Genomic DNA, 16,271 nt, shown 5'->3' with positions numbered 1-16,271 from the left:
GCGGCCCACCCCGATCCGGGTCCGGGCAGAGATTTCTCAGGGGGGACTCGCCAAAGCTCCCACAGGCACTGATCCTCGGACACGATCGGCACAAGCGAACTCACGGGGCCGTCGTCACGTCGTCCCGGCGTTCCGACGGCGCCCGCATCGGGTCAGCACGGAGCCTGCCCAGGGGTCTGCTGAGGCGTCAGATCATTTCGCCCGGGTCGTCAGCGGGATGCCCACCCGGTAATCCACGAATTCAAGCACCAGCTGCCACACTCGAAGACCACACCGACTTCGTTCCCGCGATAGCCCGCACCGGCTTCCGCGATGACTACCGCCTGCAGACGCTCCTCGTCGGCGGAGGACTCAGCCGCCTCCTAGAAGTCCCAGTCCTCGTCCTCGGTGTTGACTGCCTTGCCGATCACGTACGAGGAACCCGAGCCGGAGAAGAAGTCGTGGTTCTCGTCGGCGTTCGGGGACAGCGCGGAGAGGATCGCCGGGTTCACGTCGGTCACGGAGGACGGGAACATCGCCTCGTAGCCCAGGTTCATCAGCGCCTTGTTGGCGTTGTAGTGCAGGAACTTCTTGACGTCCTCGGCCAGGCCCACGGAGTCGTACAGATCGTGGGTGTACTGGACCTCGTTCTCGTAGAGCTCGAAGAGCAGCTCGAACGTGTAGTCCTTGAGCTCCTGGCGGCGCTCCGGCGTCGCACTTTCGAGCCCACGCTGGAACTTGTACCCGATGTAGTACCCGTGCACGGCCTCATCACGGATGATGAGGCGGATGAGGTCTGCCGTGTTCGTGAGCTTGGCGCGCGAGGACCAGTACATCGGCAGGTAGAAGCCGGAGTAGAACAGGAAGGACTCGAGCAGCGTCGAGGCCACCTTGCGCTTCAGTGGGTCGTCACCGCGATAGTAGTCCGTGACGATATGCGCCTTGCGCTGCAGGTTCACGTTCTCCGTGGACCAGCGGAACGCCTCGTCGATCTCCTTGGTGGAGGCCAGCGTGGAGAAGATCGACGAGTAGCTCTTGGCGTGCACCGACTCCATGAACGCGATGTTCGTGAGGACGGCCTCCTCGTGCGGGGTCAGGGCGTCGGGGATGAGGCTGACCGCGCCGACCGTCGCCTGGACGGTGTCGAGCAGGGTGAGGCCCGTGAAGACGCGCATGGTGAGCTGCTGCTCCTCCGGCGTCAGGGTGGCCCACGACTGCACGTCATTGGACAGCGGCACCTTCTCGGGCAGCCAGAAGTTGTTCACCAGGCGGTTCCAGACATCCACGTCCTTGTCGTCCTGGATACGGTTCCAGTTGATGGCCTGGACCTGGTCTACGAGCTTCAGCTTCTCGCTCATGGTGTGTTCCTTGTCTGCGTGGGTACTGCCTGGTGTGCCGGAAGCCAGGCCGGGCATACCGCCCGGCCTGGCCAATTTAGTTGCCTAGAGCATGCAACTGACGCAGCCCTCTACCTCGGTCCCCTCCAGGGCGAGCTGGCGGAGACGGATGTAGTAGACGGTCTTGATGCCCTTGCGCCAGGCGTAGATCTGCGACTTGTTGATCTCACGCGTGGTGGCGGTGTCCTTGAAGAACAGCGTCAGGGACAGACCCTGGTCCACGTGCTGCGTGGCAGCGGCGTAGGTGTCGATGATCTTCTCGTAGCCGATCTCGTACGCGTCCTGGTAGTACTCCAGGTTGTCGTTGGTGAGGTACGGCGCCGGGTAGTACACGCGGCCCAGCTTGCCTTCCTTGCGGATCTCGATCTTCGACGCCACCGGGTGGATGGAGGACGTCGAGTTGTTGATGTACGAGATGGAGCCGGTCGGCGGGACGGCCTGCAGGTTCTGGTTGTAGATGCCGTGCTCCATGACCGAGGCCTTCAGGGCACGCCAGTCCTCCTGCGTGGGGATCCGCACGTCGGCGAACAGCTCACGCACGCGCGGCGTCGCCGGCTCCCACACCTGGTCGGTGTACTTGTCGAAGAACTCGCCGCTGGCGTACTGGGACTTCTCGAAGCCGGCGAACGTGCGTCCGGTCTCGATGGCCATCAGGTTCGACGCCCGGAGGCAGTGGTACACCACGGAGTAGAAGTAGATGTTCGTGAAGTCCAGGCCCTCGTCCGAGCCGTAGTGGACGCGCTCACGGGCCAGGTAGCCGTGCAGGTTCATCTGGCCGAGGCCGATGGCGTGCGAGGCGTCGTTGCCCTTGGCGATCGAGGGCACCGAGCCGATGTGGCTCATGTCCGAGACGGCCGAGAGGGTGCGGATCGCGGTCTCGATGGTCCGCCCGAAGTCGGGCGAGTCCATGGTCTTCGCGATGTTCAGCGACCCCAGGTTGCAGGAGATGTCCTTGCCCACCTGGTCGTAGGACAGGTCCTCGTTGTACGTGGTGGGCTCGGAGACCTGGAGGATCTCGGAGCACAGGTTGGACATGATGATCTTGCCGTCGATCGGGTTGGCCCGGTTCACGGTGTCCTCGAACATGATGTACGGGTAGCCGGACTCGAACTGGATCTCCGCGAGGGTCTGGAAGAACTCGCGGGCCTTGATCTTGGTCTTCTTGATCCGGGCGTCGTCCACCATCTCGTAGTACTTCTCGGTGACCGAGATGTCGGAGAACGGCATGCCGTAGACCTTCTCGACGTCGTACGGCGAGAACAGGTACATGTCCTCGTCGCGCTTGGCGAGCTCGAAGGTGATGTCGGGGACGACGACGCCGAGGGACAGCGTCTTGATGCGGATCTTCTCGTCCGCGTTCTCGCGCTTGGTGTCGAGGAAGCGGTTGATGTCCGGGTGGTGCGCGTGCAGGTACACCGCGCCGGCGCCCTGACGGGCGCCGAGCTGGTTGGCGTAGGAGAAGCTGTCCTCGAGGAGCTTCATCACGGGGATGACGCCGGAGGACTGGTTCTCGATCTGCTTGATCGGCGCGCCGACCTCGCGGATGTTGGTGAGGGCGAACGCGACGCCGCCGCCGCGCTTGGAGAGCTGCAGGGCCGAGTTGATGGACCGGCCGATCGACTCCATGTTGTCCTCGATGCGGAGCAGGAAGCAGGAGACGAGCTCGCCGCGCTGGCGCTTGCCGGCGTTGAGGAACGTGGGGGTGGCGGGCTGGAAGCGGCCGTCGATGATCTCGTCGACCATCTGCTCGGCGAGGGCCTCGTTGCCGCGGGCCAGGTGCAGGGCGACCATGCACACGCGGTCCTCGTAGCGCTCGAGGTAGCGCTTGCCGTCGAACGTCTTCAGCGTGTACGAGGTGTAGTACTTGAAGGCGCCGAGGAAGGTCTCGAAGCGGAACTTCTTGGCGTACGCGCGCTTGAAGAGGTCACGGATGAAGTTCATCGTGTACTGGTGGAGCGTCTCGCGCTCGTAGTACTCGTTCTTCACGAGGTAGTCGAGCTTCTCCTCGAGGTCGTGGAAGAACACCGTGTTGTTGTTCACGTGCTGCAGGAAGTACTGGTGCGCAGCCTCGCGATCGGCGTCGAATTGGATCTCGCCGTTCGGGCCGTACAGGTTGAGCATGGCGTTCAGCTCGTGATAGCCCATGTCCTTGAAACGGTCCACTGCGGCTGCGGGAGCACCCGTCTCTGTCTCTGCAACACTCATGTCCAAAACTCTTCCAATCCTTTGGTTACCCGGTCCACGTCCTCGGACGTGCCCATGACTTCAAATCTGTAGAGAACGGGGACGTTGCACTTGGCGGCGACGATGTCGGCCGCAAGGCAGTAGGTCTCACCGAAGTTGGTGTTACCCGCCCCGATCACCCCCCTCAGGAGGCTGCGGTTCTGCTGGTTGTTCAGGAACTTCACCACCTGGCGGGGCACCGCCCCGTTGCCGGTGGCCCCGCCGTAGGTGGGAAGAACCAGGACGTACGGCCGGGCTGCCCGCAGCGTGGGCTCCTTGGTGAGCAGCGGCATGCGGGCGGCCCGGACCCCCAGCTTCGTGACGAAGCGGTGGGTGTTGTCCGAGACGGACGAGAAGTAGATCAGCGGGGCGTCCGTGAGCGGTCCCTCGGCGTCTCCGGCAGCAGCCGGTTCAGCGGGGGCGGCTCGGTTGTCCACGATGGTGGCCATGTCCGGATGCCTCGCCGGCGATCCCCGAAGGGATCGGTCAGGCTACCGAACTGACGGCGTCGGCCAGCGTGTTGATCTTGTCAGGGCGGAAGCCGGACCAGTGGTCGTTGTCCGTGATGACCACGGGGGCCTGCATGTACCCCATGGAGCGCACGCGCTCGAGAGCGGCCGGGTCCTGCGAGATGTCGACGCTCTGGTAGGCGATGCCCTTCTTGTCCAGAGCGCGGTAGGTGGCGTTGCACTGTACGCAAGCCGGCTTCGTGTACACCGTGACGGTCATGTCCTGGTCCCCTTTTCCTCTACTACTCATACGAGATTTATCGATGAAACAGCTGCTGCGTCATGAGCGGCGCGCGACCCCGGAAGGGGAAGAGATCCGGGGATTCCCGCGTCTGGCAAACCCATGCCGTCCAGCGGCTGTTTCTGTCCTTCGATACTACATCTAGTGCAGGCCCGTGGTGCCAACCCCTAGATGATGTATTACAAGTATGTCATTCGGAGGGGTCGTAGTCCACACGATGTCCACAGATCAGCGCTCGGCGGAACCCCGGAAATCAGCCGATCCGTGGCCTCGCGGGGGCGTCGTCCACAGCTCTGTGGAGTACTTCCGCACAGGCAGAAATTCTTCGTGTCGCGTTCCTCACGGCGTGTCGTGTCCGGTGGGTCGACCGCCGGCCGGGGCACGGCGAAGGGCGTGCGGCACACCGCCGGAACATCCCCTGTGTGCAGCGCCCCGCGTGATGGGGTGGGGGCATGGACGACTACGTCAGCTCAGGCTTCTTCATGCTCACCCTGGCCCTGATCAACGCCGGCCTCGCGGAGCAGAAGAACAGATCGAGGTGGATCTGGTTCCTCGTCTCCTTCCTCCTCGGGCCGCTCGCGACGGCGCTGATCGTCGTCTGGCCGGCGCCGCAGCCCGCTGCCCCGTCGATGACCCACCGGGGCGGCTGGAAGGACGCGCCCTCCTGACCCCCGGCGCCCGGGTGAGCGCGCACGTGTGGCGGGTGTCGCCGTCGTCCACCCTCCCCACGTGCGCAACGAACGGTGGGGCTGCCGCCGCCACGTCTCCCCCACCCCCACGTAGTCCCCGGTACGCTCGACGGGACCCTGCCGGCAGCGGCCCGGTCCGGACCACGCGGATGGAGAGTGCTAGATGGTCAACCCGATCCACCTGCGGACGCTGCTCGAGGTGATCCGCCACGGGTCATTCAGCGGCGCGGCCACCAGCCTCGGCTACACGGCGTCGGCGGTGTCGCAGCAGATGTCCGCGCTGGAGCGCGACACGGGCGCCGTCCTGTTCACGCGCTCGGCGCGCAGTGCCGTCCCCACGGACGCCGCCGTCGCCATGTCCCGGCACGCCGCGAAGGTCCTCACGGACATCGATGCGCTGCTCGCCTCCACCGCCCGCGCCGGGTCGGGCCCCGCCCACGAGCTCCGGCTCGGCCTCTTCCCCAGCCTCGCTACGTTCGCCCTGCCCCGGCTGCTCCGCATGCCCGAGTGGAAGCGCCTCGGGGTCTCGCTGCGCGTGTTCGTCGGCGAGCCCGCCCACACCATCCAGGGGTTGCGCACGGGAGGGGATCTCGACCTCGCGCTCGTCTACCAAGTAGGGCAGGCCGGGCTCGCGTGGCCGTCCACCCTCAGCCGCCAGTGGATCGGCGACGACGACTTCCGCGTCATCCTGCCCGCGAGCTGGGGCATCCGCAGCGGTGCCCGGGTCAGCGCCGACCAGCTGGCCGACATGCCCTGGATCATGCACCACCCCGGCACGGCGGACGCCACCGTGATCGAGCGGCTCTTCGCGAGCTGCAACCTCCACCCCCGTATCAGCGCCTACTGCGACGACTTCAACGCGAGCCTCGAACTCACCGCCGCCGGTCTGGGGGCCGCCCTCGTGCCCGAGCTCGCGATGGTCAACCGGCCCGAGGGCATCGTGGCGCTCGACGTGCCCGAGATCAGGCTCGCCCGCAGCATCTTTGCGCTGCGCACCGGCGACGCCGACGACGCCCGGGTGCGTCTCTTCCTCGACCACCTGGCCGAGATCCTCCGCAGCCAGAGCATCGCACCCCGGCACACGGCGGCGGACCGCGCCTAGGGCGCGCCTCCTTGGTGCCGATGACAGCAACCCGACAAGGCCTCTGGTGGCCCGGACCGGGACGTTCTACTCTGGGCCGTGCCGAGTCCGGCCCCGGGATCCCCGGCGCGGGCGTGAGTGTTCGGCTGACCTGCGCCCTCCGATCCGGGGGCGGTCGCTATCGGGCAGGAGCGGAGGCCGTGGGCTGATGGAAGATCCGATCGAGAGTCTGACGAAGTCGATACCCTCGTGGGGCACGAGGATAGCGTTCGGCGAGACCAGCACCGTGGGCGGACGGGACGTCGTCCCGGCCGCCCTGGTCATCTTCGGCTTCGGCGGCGGCGGCGGCTCGAGCACGTCGCCGCAGGGCGGAGCAGCCCCGGAGGGCGAGGGCTCGGGCGGTGGTGGCGGCGGCTTCGTGCTGCCCCTCGGCGCGTATGTGGCCGGCCCCGGCGGGCCGACGTTCCAGCCGAACCCGGTTGCCCTGATCGTCGCGAGTGTGCCGCTGGTGACGGTTGCCGGGTGGGCGCTGGCCCGGATCATCGCTGCCACGAGGAGGGGTCGCACGCCCGCTGCCTAGCGGCCGGTGATCCCGCGGCACGCACCCGCGCCGGCTCGCCGATCGGCGAGCGGTTCAGGGCGGACGGGCCCTTGACAACTATTATTGTCAAGGTCCAGAGTGGTGGCATGCACGACGTCGAAATCATCGAAGACACCGGGGCGGCCGCTGCCGTCCTGGATCCGGTCCGCGCCAGGCTGCTGGGCGAGCTGGCCGTTCCGGCCTCCGCCGCCGAGCTCTCCCTCCGTGTCGGTCTCACGCGCCAGAAGATCAACTACCATCTCAAGGCGCTCGAGGCGCATGGCCTGGTGGAGCTGGTCGAGGAGCGCCGGCACGGGGGGATCACCGAGCGGGTCCTGCGCGCATCGGCAGTGTCCTATGTCGTATCGCCGGCAGCCGTCAGCGCATCCGCGGCCAATCCGGACGCCAACGACGACCACCTGTCGGCGGGCTACCTCGTCGCGCTGGCCGGCCGTCTGGTGCGCGAGGTCGGTGCGCTGGCGCGTCGGGCGGATGCACACGGCAAGACCCTGCCGACGCTGACCATCGACACACAGATCGGCTTCCGGTCGGCCGCCGACCGGGCTGCCTTCGCCGACGATCTGACCGCTGCGGTGCTCGAACTGACCGCTCGCTACCACCATGACGACGGGCGCCCGCACCGGCTCGTCGTCGCCGCACACCCACGTCCTGAGGAGAACCGATGAACACGATCCCGAACGTCCCGTACCGCCTGGAATTCAGCGTCGAGGTCCCGGGGACCCCGGAGCAGGTCTGGCAGGCCATCGCCACCGCCAAGGGGATGAGCGCCTGGTTCCTGCCGACCGAGATGGAGGAGCGCGAGGGCGGCTCACTGCACTTCAGCATGGGCCCCGAGATGGGTTCGGACGGCCACGTCACCGGCTGGGACCCACCGCGCCGCATCGCCTATGAGGAGGACTGGGCTGCCCTCATGGGCAAGGACCCGGATGCGCTCAGCCCGCTGACGTCGGAGTTCCTCGTCGAAGCCCGGTCCGGCGGTACCTGCGTTGTGCGCGTCACCAGCAGCGGCTTCGGGACCGGCGCCGACTGGGAGTCGGAGTTCTGGGAGGACATGGGCGCCAACTGGATGCCGTTCTTCGACAACCTGCGCCTGTACCTGGCGCACTTCCCCGGCCAGGAGGCTGCGCAGCTCGAGGCCACCGCCTCCCACCCCGGCGACGCGCAGGGGCTCTGGTCGGCCCTGAACGAGGCGCTCGGGCTGGGCGAGGAGGGTGCGGCAGTCGAGATCCGCGGCGCCACCGGCAGGGTCGAGCGTGTCGGCGAGCGCCAGGCGCTGGTCCGGCTCACGGCACCGGTGCCCGGGATGCTCACTGTCTTCGCCTACGGCGAGAGCGCCGGGACGGCGACGGCGGGCGTACGGGCCTACCTGTTCTCCGCCGACGCGGCGGACTATGTCCGGCGCGAGGAACCGGCCTGGGAGAACTGGCTGGAGGGGCTGGTGGGCGCGACCCTCGATGACACCGCCGGCAATCCCGTCCAGCCGGCGAGCACCACGTGAGCAACGACGAGGCGCCGAACGAGGAGGATGCCTCGGGGCGCCGCACAGGCCGCTGGGAGGAGCGTGATCCTCACGGTGGCATGATCGTGGGCACTTACGTCGCGGGCGAGCGAGCCGGCGAGTGGACGCACTACTTCGCGGACGGGCGGGTGCGGTCGGTGAGCCACTACGTCGAGGGAAGCCTCACCGGACCGGTGACCTGGTATCGCGCGTCCGGCGGGCTGCTCCAGAAAGGCGGCTTCGTCGACGGGGAGAAACACGGGTTCTGGCAGCGGTGGAATGCTGCGGGGACGATCATCGACGAGGGCGAGTTCGACCATGGCAGCAAGACCGGCCCGTGGACCTACTTCCACCCGGACGGAACGGTGAAGCGCACCACGGTGCACCGGGGCCGCGCGATGTGAGAGACATCGGCGCACCATCCGTTGCGGTGACGGCCTAGCCGAGTCCGGCCGGAGCCTCCACGGCGGCCCGCACCGCGCGGGCGGCCCCGACCAGGTTCCTCAGCGACTCCTCCGTCTCCCGGTAGCCGCGCGTCTTGAGTCCGCAGTCCGGATTCACCCAGAGCTGCTCGGCCGGTACGTGGCGGACGGCGCGTTCCAGGAGTGCCTGGATCTCCTCGACGGACGGCACGCGCGGCGAGTGGATGTCGTACACCCCGGGCCCCACACCCCGCCCGAACCCGTGCTCCCCGAGATCGTGCACCACCTCCATCCGCGAGCGCGCGGCCTCGAGGGAGGTGACGTCGGCGTCGAGCCCGTCGATGGCCGCGAGGACGCTGCCGAACTCCGAATAGCAGAGGTGGGTGTGGATCTGCGTGGCCGGCGCCGCGGACGCCGTCGCCAGGGTGAAGGCCCGCACCGACCACGCGAGGTACGCGGCCTGGTCGGCCCGCCGGAGGGGCAGCAGTTCCCGCAGCGCGGGCTCGTCCACCTGGATGATGCGGGTCCCCGCCCGCTCGAGGTCCTCCACCTCGTCCCGGAGCGCGAGCGCCACCTGGTTGGCCGTGTCGGCGAGCGGCTGATCGGTGCGGACGAAGGACCACGCGAGGATGGTCACCGGCCCGGTCAGCATGCCCTTGACCGGCCGGTCGGTGAGGGACTGCGCGAAGGACGTCCACGGCACCGTGATGGGAGCGGGCCGGCTGACGTCGCCCCAGAGGAGCGACGGGCGCGTGCACCGTGAGCCGTAGGACTGCACCCACCCGTGCCGGGTCACGTCGAAGCCGTTCAGGTGCTCGGCGAAGTACTGCACCATGTCGTTGCGCTCGGCCTCCCCGTGCACCAGCACGTCGAAGCCCAGGTCCTCCTGCAGCCGGACCACGCGCCGGATCTCGTCCTGCAGCGCGGCCTCGTACTGCTCCGCGGTCAGTGCGCCCCGTGCCGCCCGGGCCCGCGCGGAGCGGATCTCCGCGGTCTGCGGGAAGGAGCCGATCGTCGTCGTCGGCAGGACCGGCAGCTCCAGCGCCGCCTGCTGCGCCGCGCGCCGTTCTCCGTAGTCGCCCCGGACGAAGTCCGACGGCGTCAGATCCGCGGTCCGCGCGCGGACGGCCGGGACCTCGACGCCGGGCGACGCCCGGCGTCCGGCGAGGATCCGCGCGGCGGCAGCGATCTCGCCGTCGACGACGCCCGGGTGCGCGACGTGCCGCGCGAGGACGGCCACCTCCTGGACCTTCTGGTCGGCGAAGGACAGCCAGGAGCGCAGCAGCGGGTCGAGCGCCTGTTCGATGCCTGCGTCGTACGGGACGTGCTGGAGGGAGGTGGAGGTCGCCACGGACAGGGCGACGTCGTCGGCCCTCAGGGTGTCGAGCACGCCGCTCGCCGCGGCGAGGTCGGCCTTCCAGACGTTGTGGCCGTCGACGATGCCCGCCACGAGCGTCTTGCCGCGCAGCACGCCGATCTCCGCGGCCGTGGGGACGGCACCCTTGACGAGGTCGAGGTGCACGGCGTCGACGCCGGTGGCGGCCAGGCCCGCGAGCCGGGTCCCGAGGGTGCCGTAGGGCGTGGCGACGAACAGGGCGGGCCGGTCCGCGCCCTCCGCGAGGTGCCCGTACGCCTCCCGGACCGCCGCCTCGATCCGCTCCTCGGGCATCTCCGTGTCCGCGACGAGGCCGGGCTCGTCGAACTGCACCCAGCGCACGCCGCGGTCCGCGAGCAGGCGCAGGAGGTCCCGGTACAGGGGCAGCACGTCGTGGAGCCTGTCCAGCGGCACGAAGGCCGGGTCCGTGCCGTCGTCGGCCTTGCTCAGGAGCAGGAACGTCACCGGGCCGATCAGCGTGGGCCGCACCCGGTAGCCGGCCTCGGCCGCTTCGTCGACCTCCCGCAGCACGGAGTCCGGGGACAGCGCGAAGGGTGTCGCCGCGCCGATCTCCGGCACCAGGTAGTGGTAGTTGGTGTCGAACCACTTCGTCATCTCGAGCGGAGGCCGCGTGGCGTCGCCCCGCGCGAGGGTGAAGTAGGCGTCGAGATCCAGGACGCCGTCGTCGTCCGGCAGGTCCGCGAAGCGCTCCGGCACGGCACCGAGCACGACGGCGGTGTCCAGCACCTGGTCGTAGAGGGAGAACGACGCCGGGATGGAGCTGTCGTGCGGGTTGAGCCCGAGCTCCGTCAGGCGCGCGTAGGTGGACTCGCGGATGCGCCGCGCCTCATCCTCCAGGGCTGCCCGGTCTGCCTGCCCGGACCAGTAAGCCTCCAGGGCTTTCTTCAACTCGCGGCGCGGTCCGATGCGCGGGTAGCCGATGATCGTGCTGTGCGGGAACGGTATGGACACGTCGGTCTCCTGGTGGTGGCAGTCGGGTCAGAGGGAAGCGGCCAGGCCGGCCTGGGGCGGCCGCTCCAGCTCGAGCGCGTCGAGCACGTCGAGGGCGGCCGCATGCTCGTTGAAGGTGTAGAGGTGCAGGCCGGGGGCGCCGTCGTCCAGCGCCGCCCGGGCGAGTTCGACGGTGGCCGCGACGCCCACGCGACGGCGTTCGCCGTCGGTGCGGGCACCCTCGAGCCGGGACCACAGGGCGTCGTCGACGTCGATGCCCGCGAGGCTGCTCAGCTTCTCCAGCCGGCGGGTGCTCGTCAGCGGCATGACGCCGGGGATGATCGGGATCGTCACCCCGGCACGCCGCGCACGGGTGACGAGCCGTGAGTAGTCGGAGGGCCGGAAGAACACCTGGGTGATCGCGAAGTCGGCGCCGGCGGCCTCCTTCGCCAGGAGCACCTCGATGTCCTGCTCCGGGTTCGGCGAATCGGGGTGGCGGGTCGCGTACGCCGCGACGCCCACCGAGATGCGGCCGGCCGCAAGCTGCGCGGTCCGCCCGGCTTCGACGTCACGGATGAGCCGGACGAGCCCGTCGGCGTGCTCCACCTCGTCCGGATCGGGTGCGTGGCCCTCCGGCGTGTCCCCGCGCAGCGCGAGGATGCCGCGCACTCCGCCGCCGATCATCCGGTCGACGATCTCCGTGAGCTCCGCCCGGCTGGTACCGACGCAGGTGAGGTGGGCCAGCGGCTTCAGTGCGGTCTCCGTGAGCAGGCGCCGCAGGAGGGTGAACGCGGCATCCCTGTTGTGGCCCGCCGCGCCGTAGGTCACGGAGACGAAGTCGGGTCGGGTGTCCTCGAGCCGCCGGATGGTGGTCCAGAGGGAGTCCTCCGCCGCGGCGTTCCGCGGCGGGTAGAGCTCGTAGGAGAGAGCGGGATGGGCGGGTGGCGGCATGGGGTCCTCTTCGTACGTGCCGCCCTGCCGCCTGCGAGGGCGGACGGGCAGGAGAATGTGCAGGATGATGACGGCGACGGTTCACCGCGATGCTGCGTACGAATGTCAGGCCCACATGGGGGCACCCACACTTCCTGGCGGAAGTCGCTGACCCGCTACGTGCAGTAGCTAGGGGCCCACGCTACGACAGTTCGTGGGCCCCATCAAGACTTCCGGTGTTCATGACGAACCGCGGCGGTCGGTCAGTCCGACTCGCCCGCGATCTCCCCCTCCTCGGGCACGTCCGCCGTGCGCACCGAGTCCCCGATGATCCCCATCTCCTCGAGCCGGGTGGACATCCCGGCGCCGTCGGGGGCGTAGATCCACGGGATGCCCGGCGTCGGCTGGATGCCGGTCTTCGAACGGCCGCCTGCGAGCACCGCCTCGCTCACGGACAGCTGGCGGATCGCGATCGCCCGCACGTTCTCCGGATGACGGCGGGCGAATTCCGCGTAGATCGCCTCGTCGTGCTGTCCGTCGTCACCCACCAGCAGCCACTTCATGCCGGGGAACTCCTCGGCCAGCCGCTCCAGGGAGAGCCGCTTGTGCTCCTGGCCGCTGCGGAACCACCGGTCGCGCGTCGGACCCCAGTCGGTCAGCAGTTTGGGTCCCGCCGGGTAGAGGTTCCGGGACAGGAAGCGCGACAGCGTCGGCGCCACGTTCCAGGCCCCGGTGGAGAGGTACAGCACGGGGGCCGACGGGAGGGTGCGCACGATCCGCTCGTAGAGCACGGCCATGCCGGGGGTGGGCGTCCGCGCGTGCTCGTCCAGCACGAAGGTGTTCCAGGCGGCGAGGAACGGTCGGGGCAGCGCCGTCACCATGACGGTGTCGTCGATGTCTGACACGACGCCGAACTCCGTGCCGTCCGCGACGATCCGCACGGGTGCCTCCACCGTCCGGGACCCGCCTGCCTGGAGGGAGATGTTGTGCCATCCCGCGGCGAGGTTCACCGGGATCCGGGCGTCCACCACGCCGCCGCGGTCCGCCTCGACGTCGTGCACCGTGTCACCGATGGTGACGTGCACGACGGCGTGGGCCACCGGCGCGCTCGTGAAGTTGCGCCAGCCGCGCATGCCTTCCTGCAACGGCTTCAGGCGGCCTTCCTCCGACCCCGGGACGGCGTCCCGCGGGTCACTGAGGACCACGCGTGCCAGGACACGCACCCACGACGTCGAACCGTAGCCCGTGTAGGGGATGACGGTCTCCACCCGTCCGCGGCGGACGGACAGCCGGGTCTGGAAGCGGAGCCAGGCGTCGTCGAGGCGCATTGCGACATGACGCTCCTCACCGGCGGGGGTGGTGGCACGGCTCGGGCTGGCGGAGCGCGCGTGCGGTTTCAGGGAATGTGGGCGCATGGTCCCAGTCTGGCATGGCCCGCCGCAGTGGACGAGCGGATTAAACACAGGTCACGGGCGGCTAACAACTTCGCGTTCCGGACCAGCCGGTCTTGTCGGTGGGGGCGCCTGCTGGGACGCTTTAACTTCGATACAGCCAACGATCAGCGGGGACGTCATGGCAGTGGAATGGGAACAGACGAGCGTGCGCTTCAAGGAGGACCCTGTACTGCGGAGCTGGGCCGTCGAAGCCGAACGCGACCCCGAGACAACGGCCATCGACCTCGCCCATGCCATCCTCTTCGGCCGGGCCCAGGCAGCCCTCGAGGCCGTCGCAGCGGGTGGCCTGTGGCTCACGGCGGACCACGCCCGTGCACTGCACTTCGCCAACGAGATGGCGGAACTGCGGCACTACGGACCGCTGATCGCCGTCGACGGTGGGCTCCCCGTCCTCGCACCGGGCGTGCGCGAGGTGATCGGCACCTTCGACGGCCTGCTGCTCTGGCGCGATCAGCCGCCCTGGCACCTGTAACCACCCGCTCCCCCTGTCGCGGGGGACGAGAAGTTCGTCGATCGTTCACCCATCCGCACCCCGGGCGGCATCGAACACTCTCCGGTCCGTGCTCCTGCGCGACCGGCGGTGACGTGTGTGATTTCGGGGGGTCTCTCAAGTGGATACGAATGTGGTGCAGCGGTGTCACGCCCGGGGGCTGGCGGACCGCCGGACGGGCCGATTCTCCCTCGCCGCCCTGCCTCCGCTGATCCGCCTGCGCTGGGGACCGCGCATCGCCATCGACCGCGACGACATCGCGCGCGTCGGATCAGCTCTCGCCGCGGCCGGCTCGACGACGCTGCCGCTGCTGGTGGAGGTGACGAAGCTCGAGGAGATCTCGTGGGAGGCGAGGGCCGCGATCCTCGCCCATGACCTCCCCGCCAGGGTGGCCGTTCTCGGGGAGGACGCCGTCGACCTCGTGCTCACCGCGTTCCTGGTGAGGGCCCGCGCCGAGGTGCGGTTCTTCACCGAGCGGGACGAAGCGGAGACATGGTTGCTGCGGGGCTGACCCTCCGCGGACGGTGATCTGTCACACTCGTGCCATGGCGGCAGTGATCATTCCCTGGAACCCGGCCGGACCGCAGTGGGACGGCCCGTACGGAGCCGACGTCGACGCCGTGCGCCGGGACGGCCTGGTCCGGCAGCGCTGGACCCTCCCCGCGCACCTCGCCTCATCGCACGCCGCCGCCTCCCATGGTCACGCGTCGCACGGTGCCGGATCGCGCTTCGCCGGCCCGCGCTTTGCCGCCTCGCGCGGCATGGACGTGTGGCTGGTGATCCTCACGGGTCCCCCGGCCGCGCAGGGCCTGATCGGCCACGGCACCCTCGCCGTCGTCGGCAGCCCTACGCCGGAGGATGAGCCGACGACGTCGGTGGAGATCGACTTCGACGCCCTCCTCGCCTACGGCGATCAGCTGGCCTTGCCGCGGCTCGTGGACCGCGTGCCCGGCGTGCTGGCCGCCGACGGTCGGCCGGTCGTGATCGAGGGGACGGATGAGGACGCGATGCGTGCGGTATGGCGGGAGGCCTTCACCGCCGACGCCGGGTCCCTCGAGCCCGCCCCGGGGTCCCTGCCTCCGGCCGCCCGCAAGCGCGTGCAGGCCAACCGGTTCGAACGCGACCCGGAAGTGCGGAGGACGGTCGTCGCCCACCGGGGTGCCTCCTGCCATGCGTGCGGCCTCGACTTCGAGCAGAGGTACGGCCTCGACGGCGGCGACCTGATCCAGATGCACCACATCACCCCGCCGGAGTACGTCGACGCCGACTACGTCGTCGATCCGCTCGTCGACCTCGTGCCGCTGTGTCCCAGCTGCCACGTGGTCGCCCACAGCCGGTGGCCCCGCCCCTATGGCGTCGGAGAGCTCCGGGCGATGCTCGCCCGGAGCGGCTTCCTCCGCGGATCGGCGCTGACCGACGAACAGCTGGCCGCGGAGGCGGGTGCTGCGCGCATCCTCGACGCGTCGTCGGGCCCGGATGCCCCTTAGGGCTCTCGGGCTGCCAAGGCGGGGTGTCGCGCCGATGACACGAGGTCTCGCTCCTCCTAGGATGCGACGACGTCGATGCCGGCGTAGCGCTTCGTCGCCTCGAAGTCCGGCCCGCCCCTCCCGTGATCCTCGACGAAGGTCAGGACGCCGTAGGCCCGGGGCGGAAGATCCGCAGCGATCGTGATGGTGAAGCTGTAGTTCCCTCCGGCGTCGGCGATTGCCGATTGCTCGTCCATCACCCAGCCGTCCGTCCTGTCGATCCCGAGGCCGATGAAGATCTGCTGCCCGGGCTGGTATCCGCTGCCATTGAGCGTGACGGAGGCGCCCTGCGGGACAGTCACCCTCACGGCGTTCCACTCGGGATGTGGCGTGACAGCGATGCTCTCGGCCACCTCGGGCTCGGGGGCGCTGGTGGGCGTCGGGGCCGGAACGGCGGGCACTACTGGTTCAGCGGGCGGCGCCGGCTCGACGGACGGTGTTGCCGACGGGGTTGCCGACGGGGTTGCCGACGGGGTTGCCGACGGCGTCGCCGACGGTTCCGACGCTGCGCTGGGTGACGACGTGGTGGTGGCAGGCGTTGGAGCGGCGGCAGGGTCATCGGCCGGGGCGCCGGCGCAACCAGCGAGGAGTGCGGCGACAGATGCGAGGGCAAAGAGGGACGGCAGCTTGGACATGGTCAGAGTTTCCTGAGGAAGAAGTGGCATGAATGGCGAGGAATGACCTGGCAAGAACACTGCACTGCTTCTCCCCCCTGGCGGACATTACCTCCGAATTCGACGTCCGGATATAGCCCGCAGGCAAAGTGCCTGAACCGTTATGCGCACCGCCGCTGCCATACCTGCACCGATAATGAACGCCCTGAGACATTGCTGGGATACGGGCGCTGAGCAGGAATCACCGAGGATTCCGGGTTCATTCGATCCACCCGATACGTTCCGGCCCTC

Annotated in this window: 17 protein-coding genes; 9 read left to right on the top strand and 8 right to left on the bottom strand. The window is 69.0% G+C overall.

Annotated features, from left to right (window positions below; translation table 11 throughout):
• Positions 1 to 362: 362 nt before the first annotated feature.
• The 4 genes from nrdF to nrdH form a co-directional block, all read right to left on the bottom strand.
• A complete protein-coding gene (gene nrdF / locus MWM45_RS07240; RefSeq protein WP_247828863.1) occupies positions 363 to 1,337 on the bottom strand; it encodes a class 1b ribonucleoside-diphosphate reductase subunit beta in 975 nt (324 codons plus the stop codon).
• A gap of 84 nt (positions 1,338 to 1,421) precedes the next feature.
• Positions 1,422 to 3,581, bottom strand: coding sequence for a class 1b ribonucleoside-diphosphate reductase subunit alpha (gene nrdE / locus MWM45_RS07235; protein ID WP_247828862.1), 2,160 nt, complete (start codon positions 3,579 to 3,581; stop codon positions 1,422 to 1,424).
• Positions 3,578 to 4,048 (bottom strand): class Ib ribonucleoside-diphosphate reductase assembly flavoprotein NrdI, encoded by a 471-nt coding sequence (nrdI, locus tag MWM45_RS07230; protein WP_247828861.1) that lies wholly within the window; start codon positions 4,046 to 4,048, stop codon positions 3,578 to 3,580. Before nrdI ends, nrdE begins: the two co-directional genes overlap by 4 nt.
• Positions 4,049 to 4,085: 37 nt before the next feature.
• A complete protein-coding gene (gene nrdH / locus MWM45_RS07225) occupies positions 4,086 to 4,328 on the bottom strand; it encodes a glutaredoxin-like protein NrdH (protein ID WP_247829169.1) in 243 nt (80 codons plus the stop codon).
• A gap of 473 nt (positions 4,329 to 4,801) precedes the next feature.
• Between nrdH and MWM45_RS07220 the strand changes: the two genes are divergently transcribed.
• The 6 genes from MWM45_RS07220 to MWM45_RS07195 all read left to right on the top strand — a co-directional run bounded on the left by MWM45_RS07220 (position 4,802) and on the right by MWM45_RS07195 (position 8,622).
• Positions 4,802 to 5,017 carry a hypothetical protein gene (locus MWM45_RS07220; RefSeq protein WP_043444998.1) on the top strand — a complete coding sequence of 72 codons (216 nt, stop codon included), beginning with the start codon at positions 4,802 to 4,804 and terminating at the stop codon, positions 5,015 to 5,017.
• A gap of 184 nt (positions 5,018 to 5,201) precedes the next feature.
• Positions 5,202 to 6,140 carry a LysR family transcriptional regulator gene (locus MWM45_RS07215; RefSeq protein ID WP_043444996.1) on the top strand — a complete coding sequence of 313 codons (939 nt, stop codon included), beginning with the start codon at positions 5,202 to 5,204 and terminating at the stop codon, positions 6,138 to 6,140.
• 187 nt (positions 6,141 to 6,327) lie between these two features.
• Positions 6,328 to 6,699 carry a hypothetical protein gene (locus MWM45_RS07210; protein WP_247828860.1) on the top strand — a complete coding sequence of 124 codons (372 nt, stop codon included), beginning with the start codon at positions 6,328 to 6,330 and terminating at the stop codon, positions 6,697 to 6,699.
• A 107-nt stretch (positions 6,700 to 6,806) separates the two neighbouring features.
• Positions 6,807 to 7,385 carry a winged helix-turn-helix domain-containing protein gene (locus MWM45_RS07205; protein WP_247828859.1) on the top strand — a complete coding sequence of 193 codons (579 nt, stop codon included), beginning with the start codon at positions 6,807 to 6,809 and terminating at the stop codon, positions 7,383 to 7,385.
• Complete coding sequence (locus MWM45_RS07200; RefSeq protein WP_247828858.1) at positions 7,382 to 8,218, top strand: SRPBCC family protein; 837 nt, start codon at positions 7,382 to 7,384, stop codon at positions 8,216 to 8,218. The genes MWM45_RS07205 and MWM45_RS07200 overlap by 4 nt, the downstream gene beginning before the upstream one ends.
• Positions 8,215 to 8,622, top strand: coding sequence for a toxin-antitoxin system YwqK family antitoxin (locus tag MWM45_RS07195; protein WP_247828857.1), 408 nt, complete (start codon positions 8,215 to 8,217; stop codon positions 8,620 to 8,622). Before MWM45_RS07200 ends, MWM45_RS07195 begins: the two co-directional genes overlap by 4 nt.
• Positions 8,623 to 8,656: 34 nt before the next feature.
• Here the strand turns inward: MWM45_RS07195 and metE are convergent, their stop codons facing one another.
• The 3 genes from metE to MWM45_RS07180 all read right to left on the bottom strand — a co-directional run bounded on the left by metE (position 8,657) and on the right by MWM45_RS07180 (position 13,311).
• Positions 8,657 to 10,987 carry a 5-methyltetrahydropteroyltriglutamate--homocysteine S-methyltransferase gene (gene metE / locus MWM45_RS07190; RefSeq protein ID WP_247828856.1) on the bottom strand — a complete coding sequence of 777 codons (2,331 nt, stop codon included), beginning with the start codon at positions 10,985 to 10,987 and terminating at the stop codon, positions 8,657 to 8,659.
• Positions 10,988 to 11,014: 27 nt separating this feature from the next.
• Complete coding sequence (locus MWM45_RS07185; RefSeq protein ID WP_247828855.1) at positions 11,015 to 11,917, bottom strand: methylenetetrahydrofolate reductase; 903 nt, start codon at positions 11,915 to 11,917, stop codon at positions 11,015 to 11,017.
• A gap of 242 nt (positions 11,918 to 12,159) precedes the next feature.
• On the bottom strand, positions 12,160 to 13,311 hold the full coding sequence (locus tag MWM45_RS07180) for an App1 family protein (RefSeq protein ID WP_247828854.1): 1,152 nt from the start codon (positions 13,309 to 13,311) through the stop codon (positions 12,160 to 12,162).
• Positions 13,312 to 13,468: 157 nt separating this feature from the next.
• Here MWM45_RS07180 and MWM45_RS07175 point away from each other — a divergent pair, with 157 nt between their 5' ends.
• From MWM45_RS07175 to MWM45_RS07165, 3 genes are all read left to right on the top strand, one after another.
• Positions 13,469 to 13,822, top strand: coding sequence for a hypothetical protein (locus tag MWM45_RS07175; RefSeq protein WP_247828853.1), 354 nt, complete (start codon positions 13,469 to 13,471; stop codon positions 13,820 to 13,822).
• 139 nt (positions 13,823 to 13,961) lie between these two features.
• Positions 13,962 to 14,351: a hypothetical protein gene (locus MWM45_RS07170; protein ID WP_247828852.1), complete on the top strand. Its 390-nt coding sequence runs from the start codon at positions 13,962 to 13,964 to the stop codon at positions 14,349 to 14,351.
• Positions 14,352 to 14,385: 34 nt separating this feature from the next.
• On the top strand, positions 14,386 to 15,327 hold the full coding sequence (locus MWM45_RS07165) for an HNH endonuclease (protein WP_247828851.1): 942 nt from the start codon (positions 14,386 to 14,388) through the stop codon (positions 15,325 to 15,327).
• Positions 15,328 to 15,383: 56 nt separating this feature from the next.
• Here MWM45_RS07165 and MWM45_RS07160 read toward each other — a convergent pair whose 3' ends face one another.
• Complete coding sequence (locus tag MWM45_RS07160; RefSeq protein WP_247828850.1) at positions 15,384 to 15,767, bottom strand: hypothetical protein; 384 nt, start codon at positions 15,765 to 15,767, stop codon at positions 15,384 to 15,386.
• Positions 15,768 to 16,271 lie beyond the last annotated feature (504 nt).

This window comes from Arthrobacter antioxidans, from assembly GCF_023100725.1.
Taxonomy (GTDB): domain Bacteria; phylum Actinomycetota; class Actinomycetes; order Actinomycetales; family Micrococcaceae; genus Arthrobacter_D; species Arthrobacter_D antioxidans.
The sequence above is the reverse complement of the archived record's forward strand: the minus strand, read 5'-3'. Positions and strand labels throughout refer to the sequence as shown.

Coding starts and splice junctions, on each gene's coding strand:
- MWM45_RS07210 (WP_247828860.1), top strand. CDS start 6,328: ATGGAAGATCCGATCGAGAGTCTGACGAAGTCGATACCCTCGTGGGGC.
- MWM45_RS07165 (WP_247828851.1), top strand. CDS start 14,386: ATGGCGGCAGTGATCATTCCCTGGAACCCGGCCGGACCGCAGTGGGAC.
- MWM45_RS07200 (WP_247828858.1), top strand. CDS start 7,382: ATGAACACGATCCCGAACGTCCCGTACCGCCTGGAATTCAGCGTCGAG.
- MWM45_RS07220 (WP_043444998.1), top strand. CDS start 4,802: ATGGACGACTACGTCAGCTCAGGCTTCTTCATGCTCACCCTGGCCCTG.
- MWM45_RS07175 (WP_247828853.1), top strand. CDS start 13,469: ATGGCAGTGGAATGGGAACAGACGAGCGTGCGCTTCAAGGAGGACCCT.
- MWM45_RS07180 (WP_247828854.1), bottom strand. CDS start 13,311: ATGCGCCCACATTCCCTGAAACCGCACGCGCGCTCCGCCAGCCCGAGC.
- nrdF (WP_247828863.1), bottom strand. CDS start 1,337: ATGAGCGAGAAGCTGAAGCTCGTAGACCAGGTCCAGGCCATCAACTGG.
- MWM45_RS07185 (WP_247828855.1), bottom strand. CDS start 11,917: ATGCCGCCACCCGCCCATCCCGCTCTCTCCTACGAGCTCTACCCGCCG.
- nrdI (WP_247828861.1), bottom strand. CDS start 4,048: ATGGCCACCATCGTGGACAACCGAGCCGCCCCCGCTGAACCGGCTGCT.
- nrdH (WP_247829169.1), bottom strand. CDS start 4,328: ATGACCGTCACGGTGTACACGAAGCCGGCTTGCGTACAGTGCAACGCC.
- MWM45_RS07215 (WP_043444996.1), top strand. CDS start 5,202: ATGGTCAACCCGATCCACCTGCGGACGCTGCTCGAGGTGATCCGCCAC.
- nrdE (WP_247828862.1), bottom strand. CDS start 3,581: ATGAGTGTTGCAGAGACAGAGACGGGTGCTCCCGCAGCCGCAGTGGAC.
- MWM45_RS07205 (WP_247828859.1), top strand. CDS start 6,807: ATGCACGACGTCGAAATCATCGAAGACACCGGGGCGGCCGCTGCCGTC.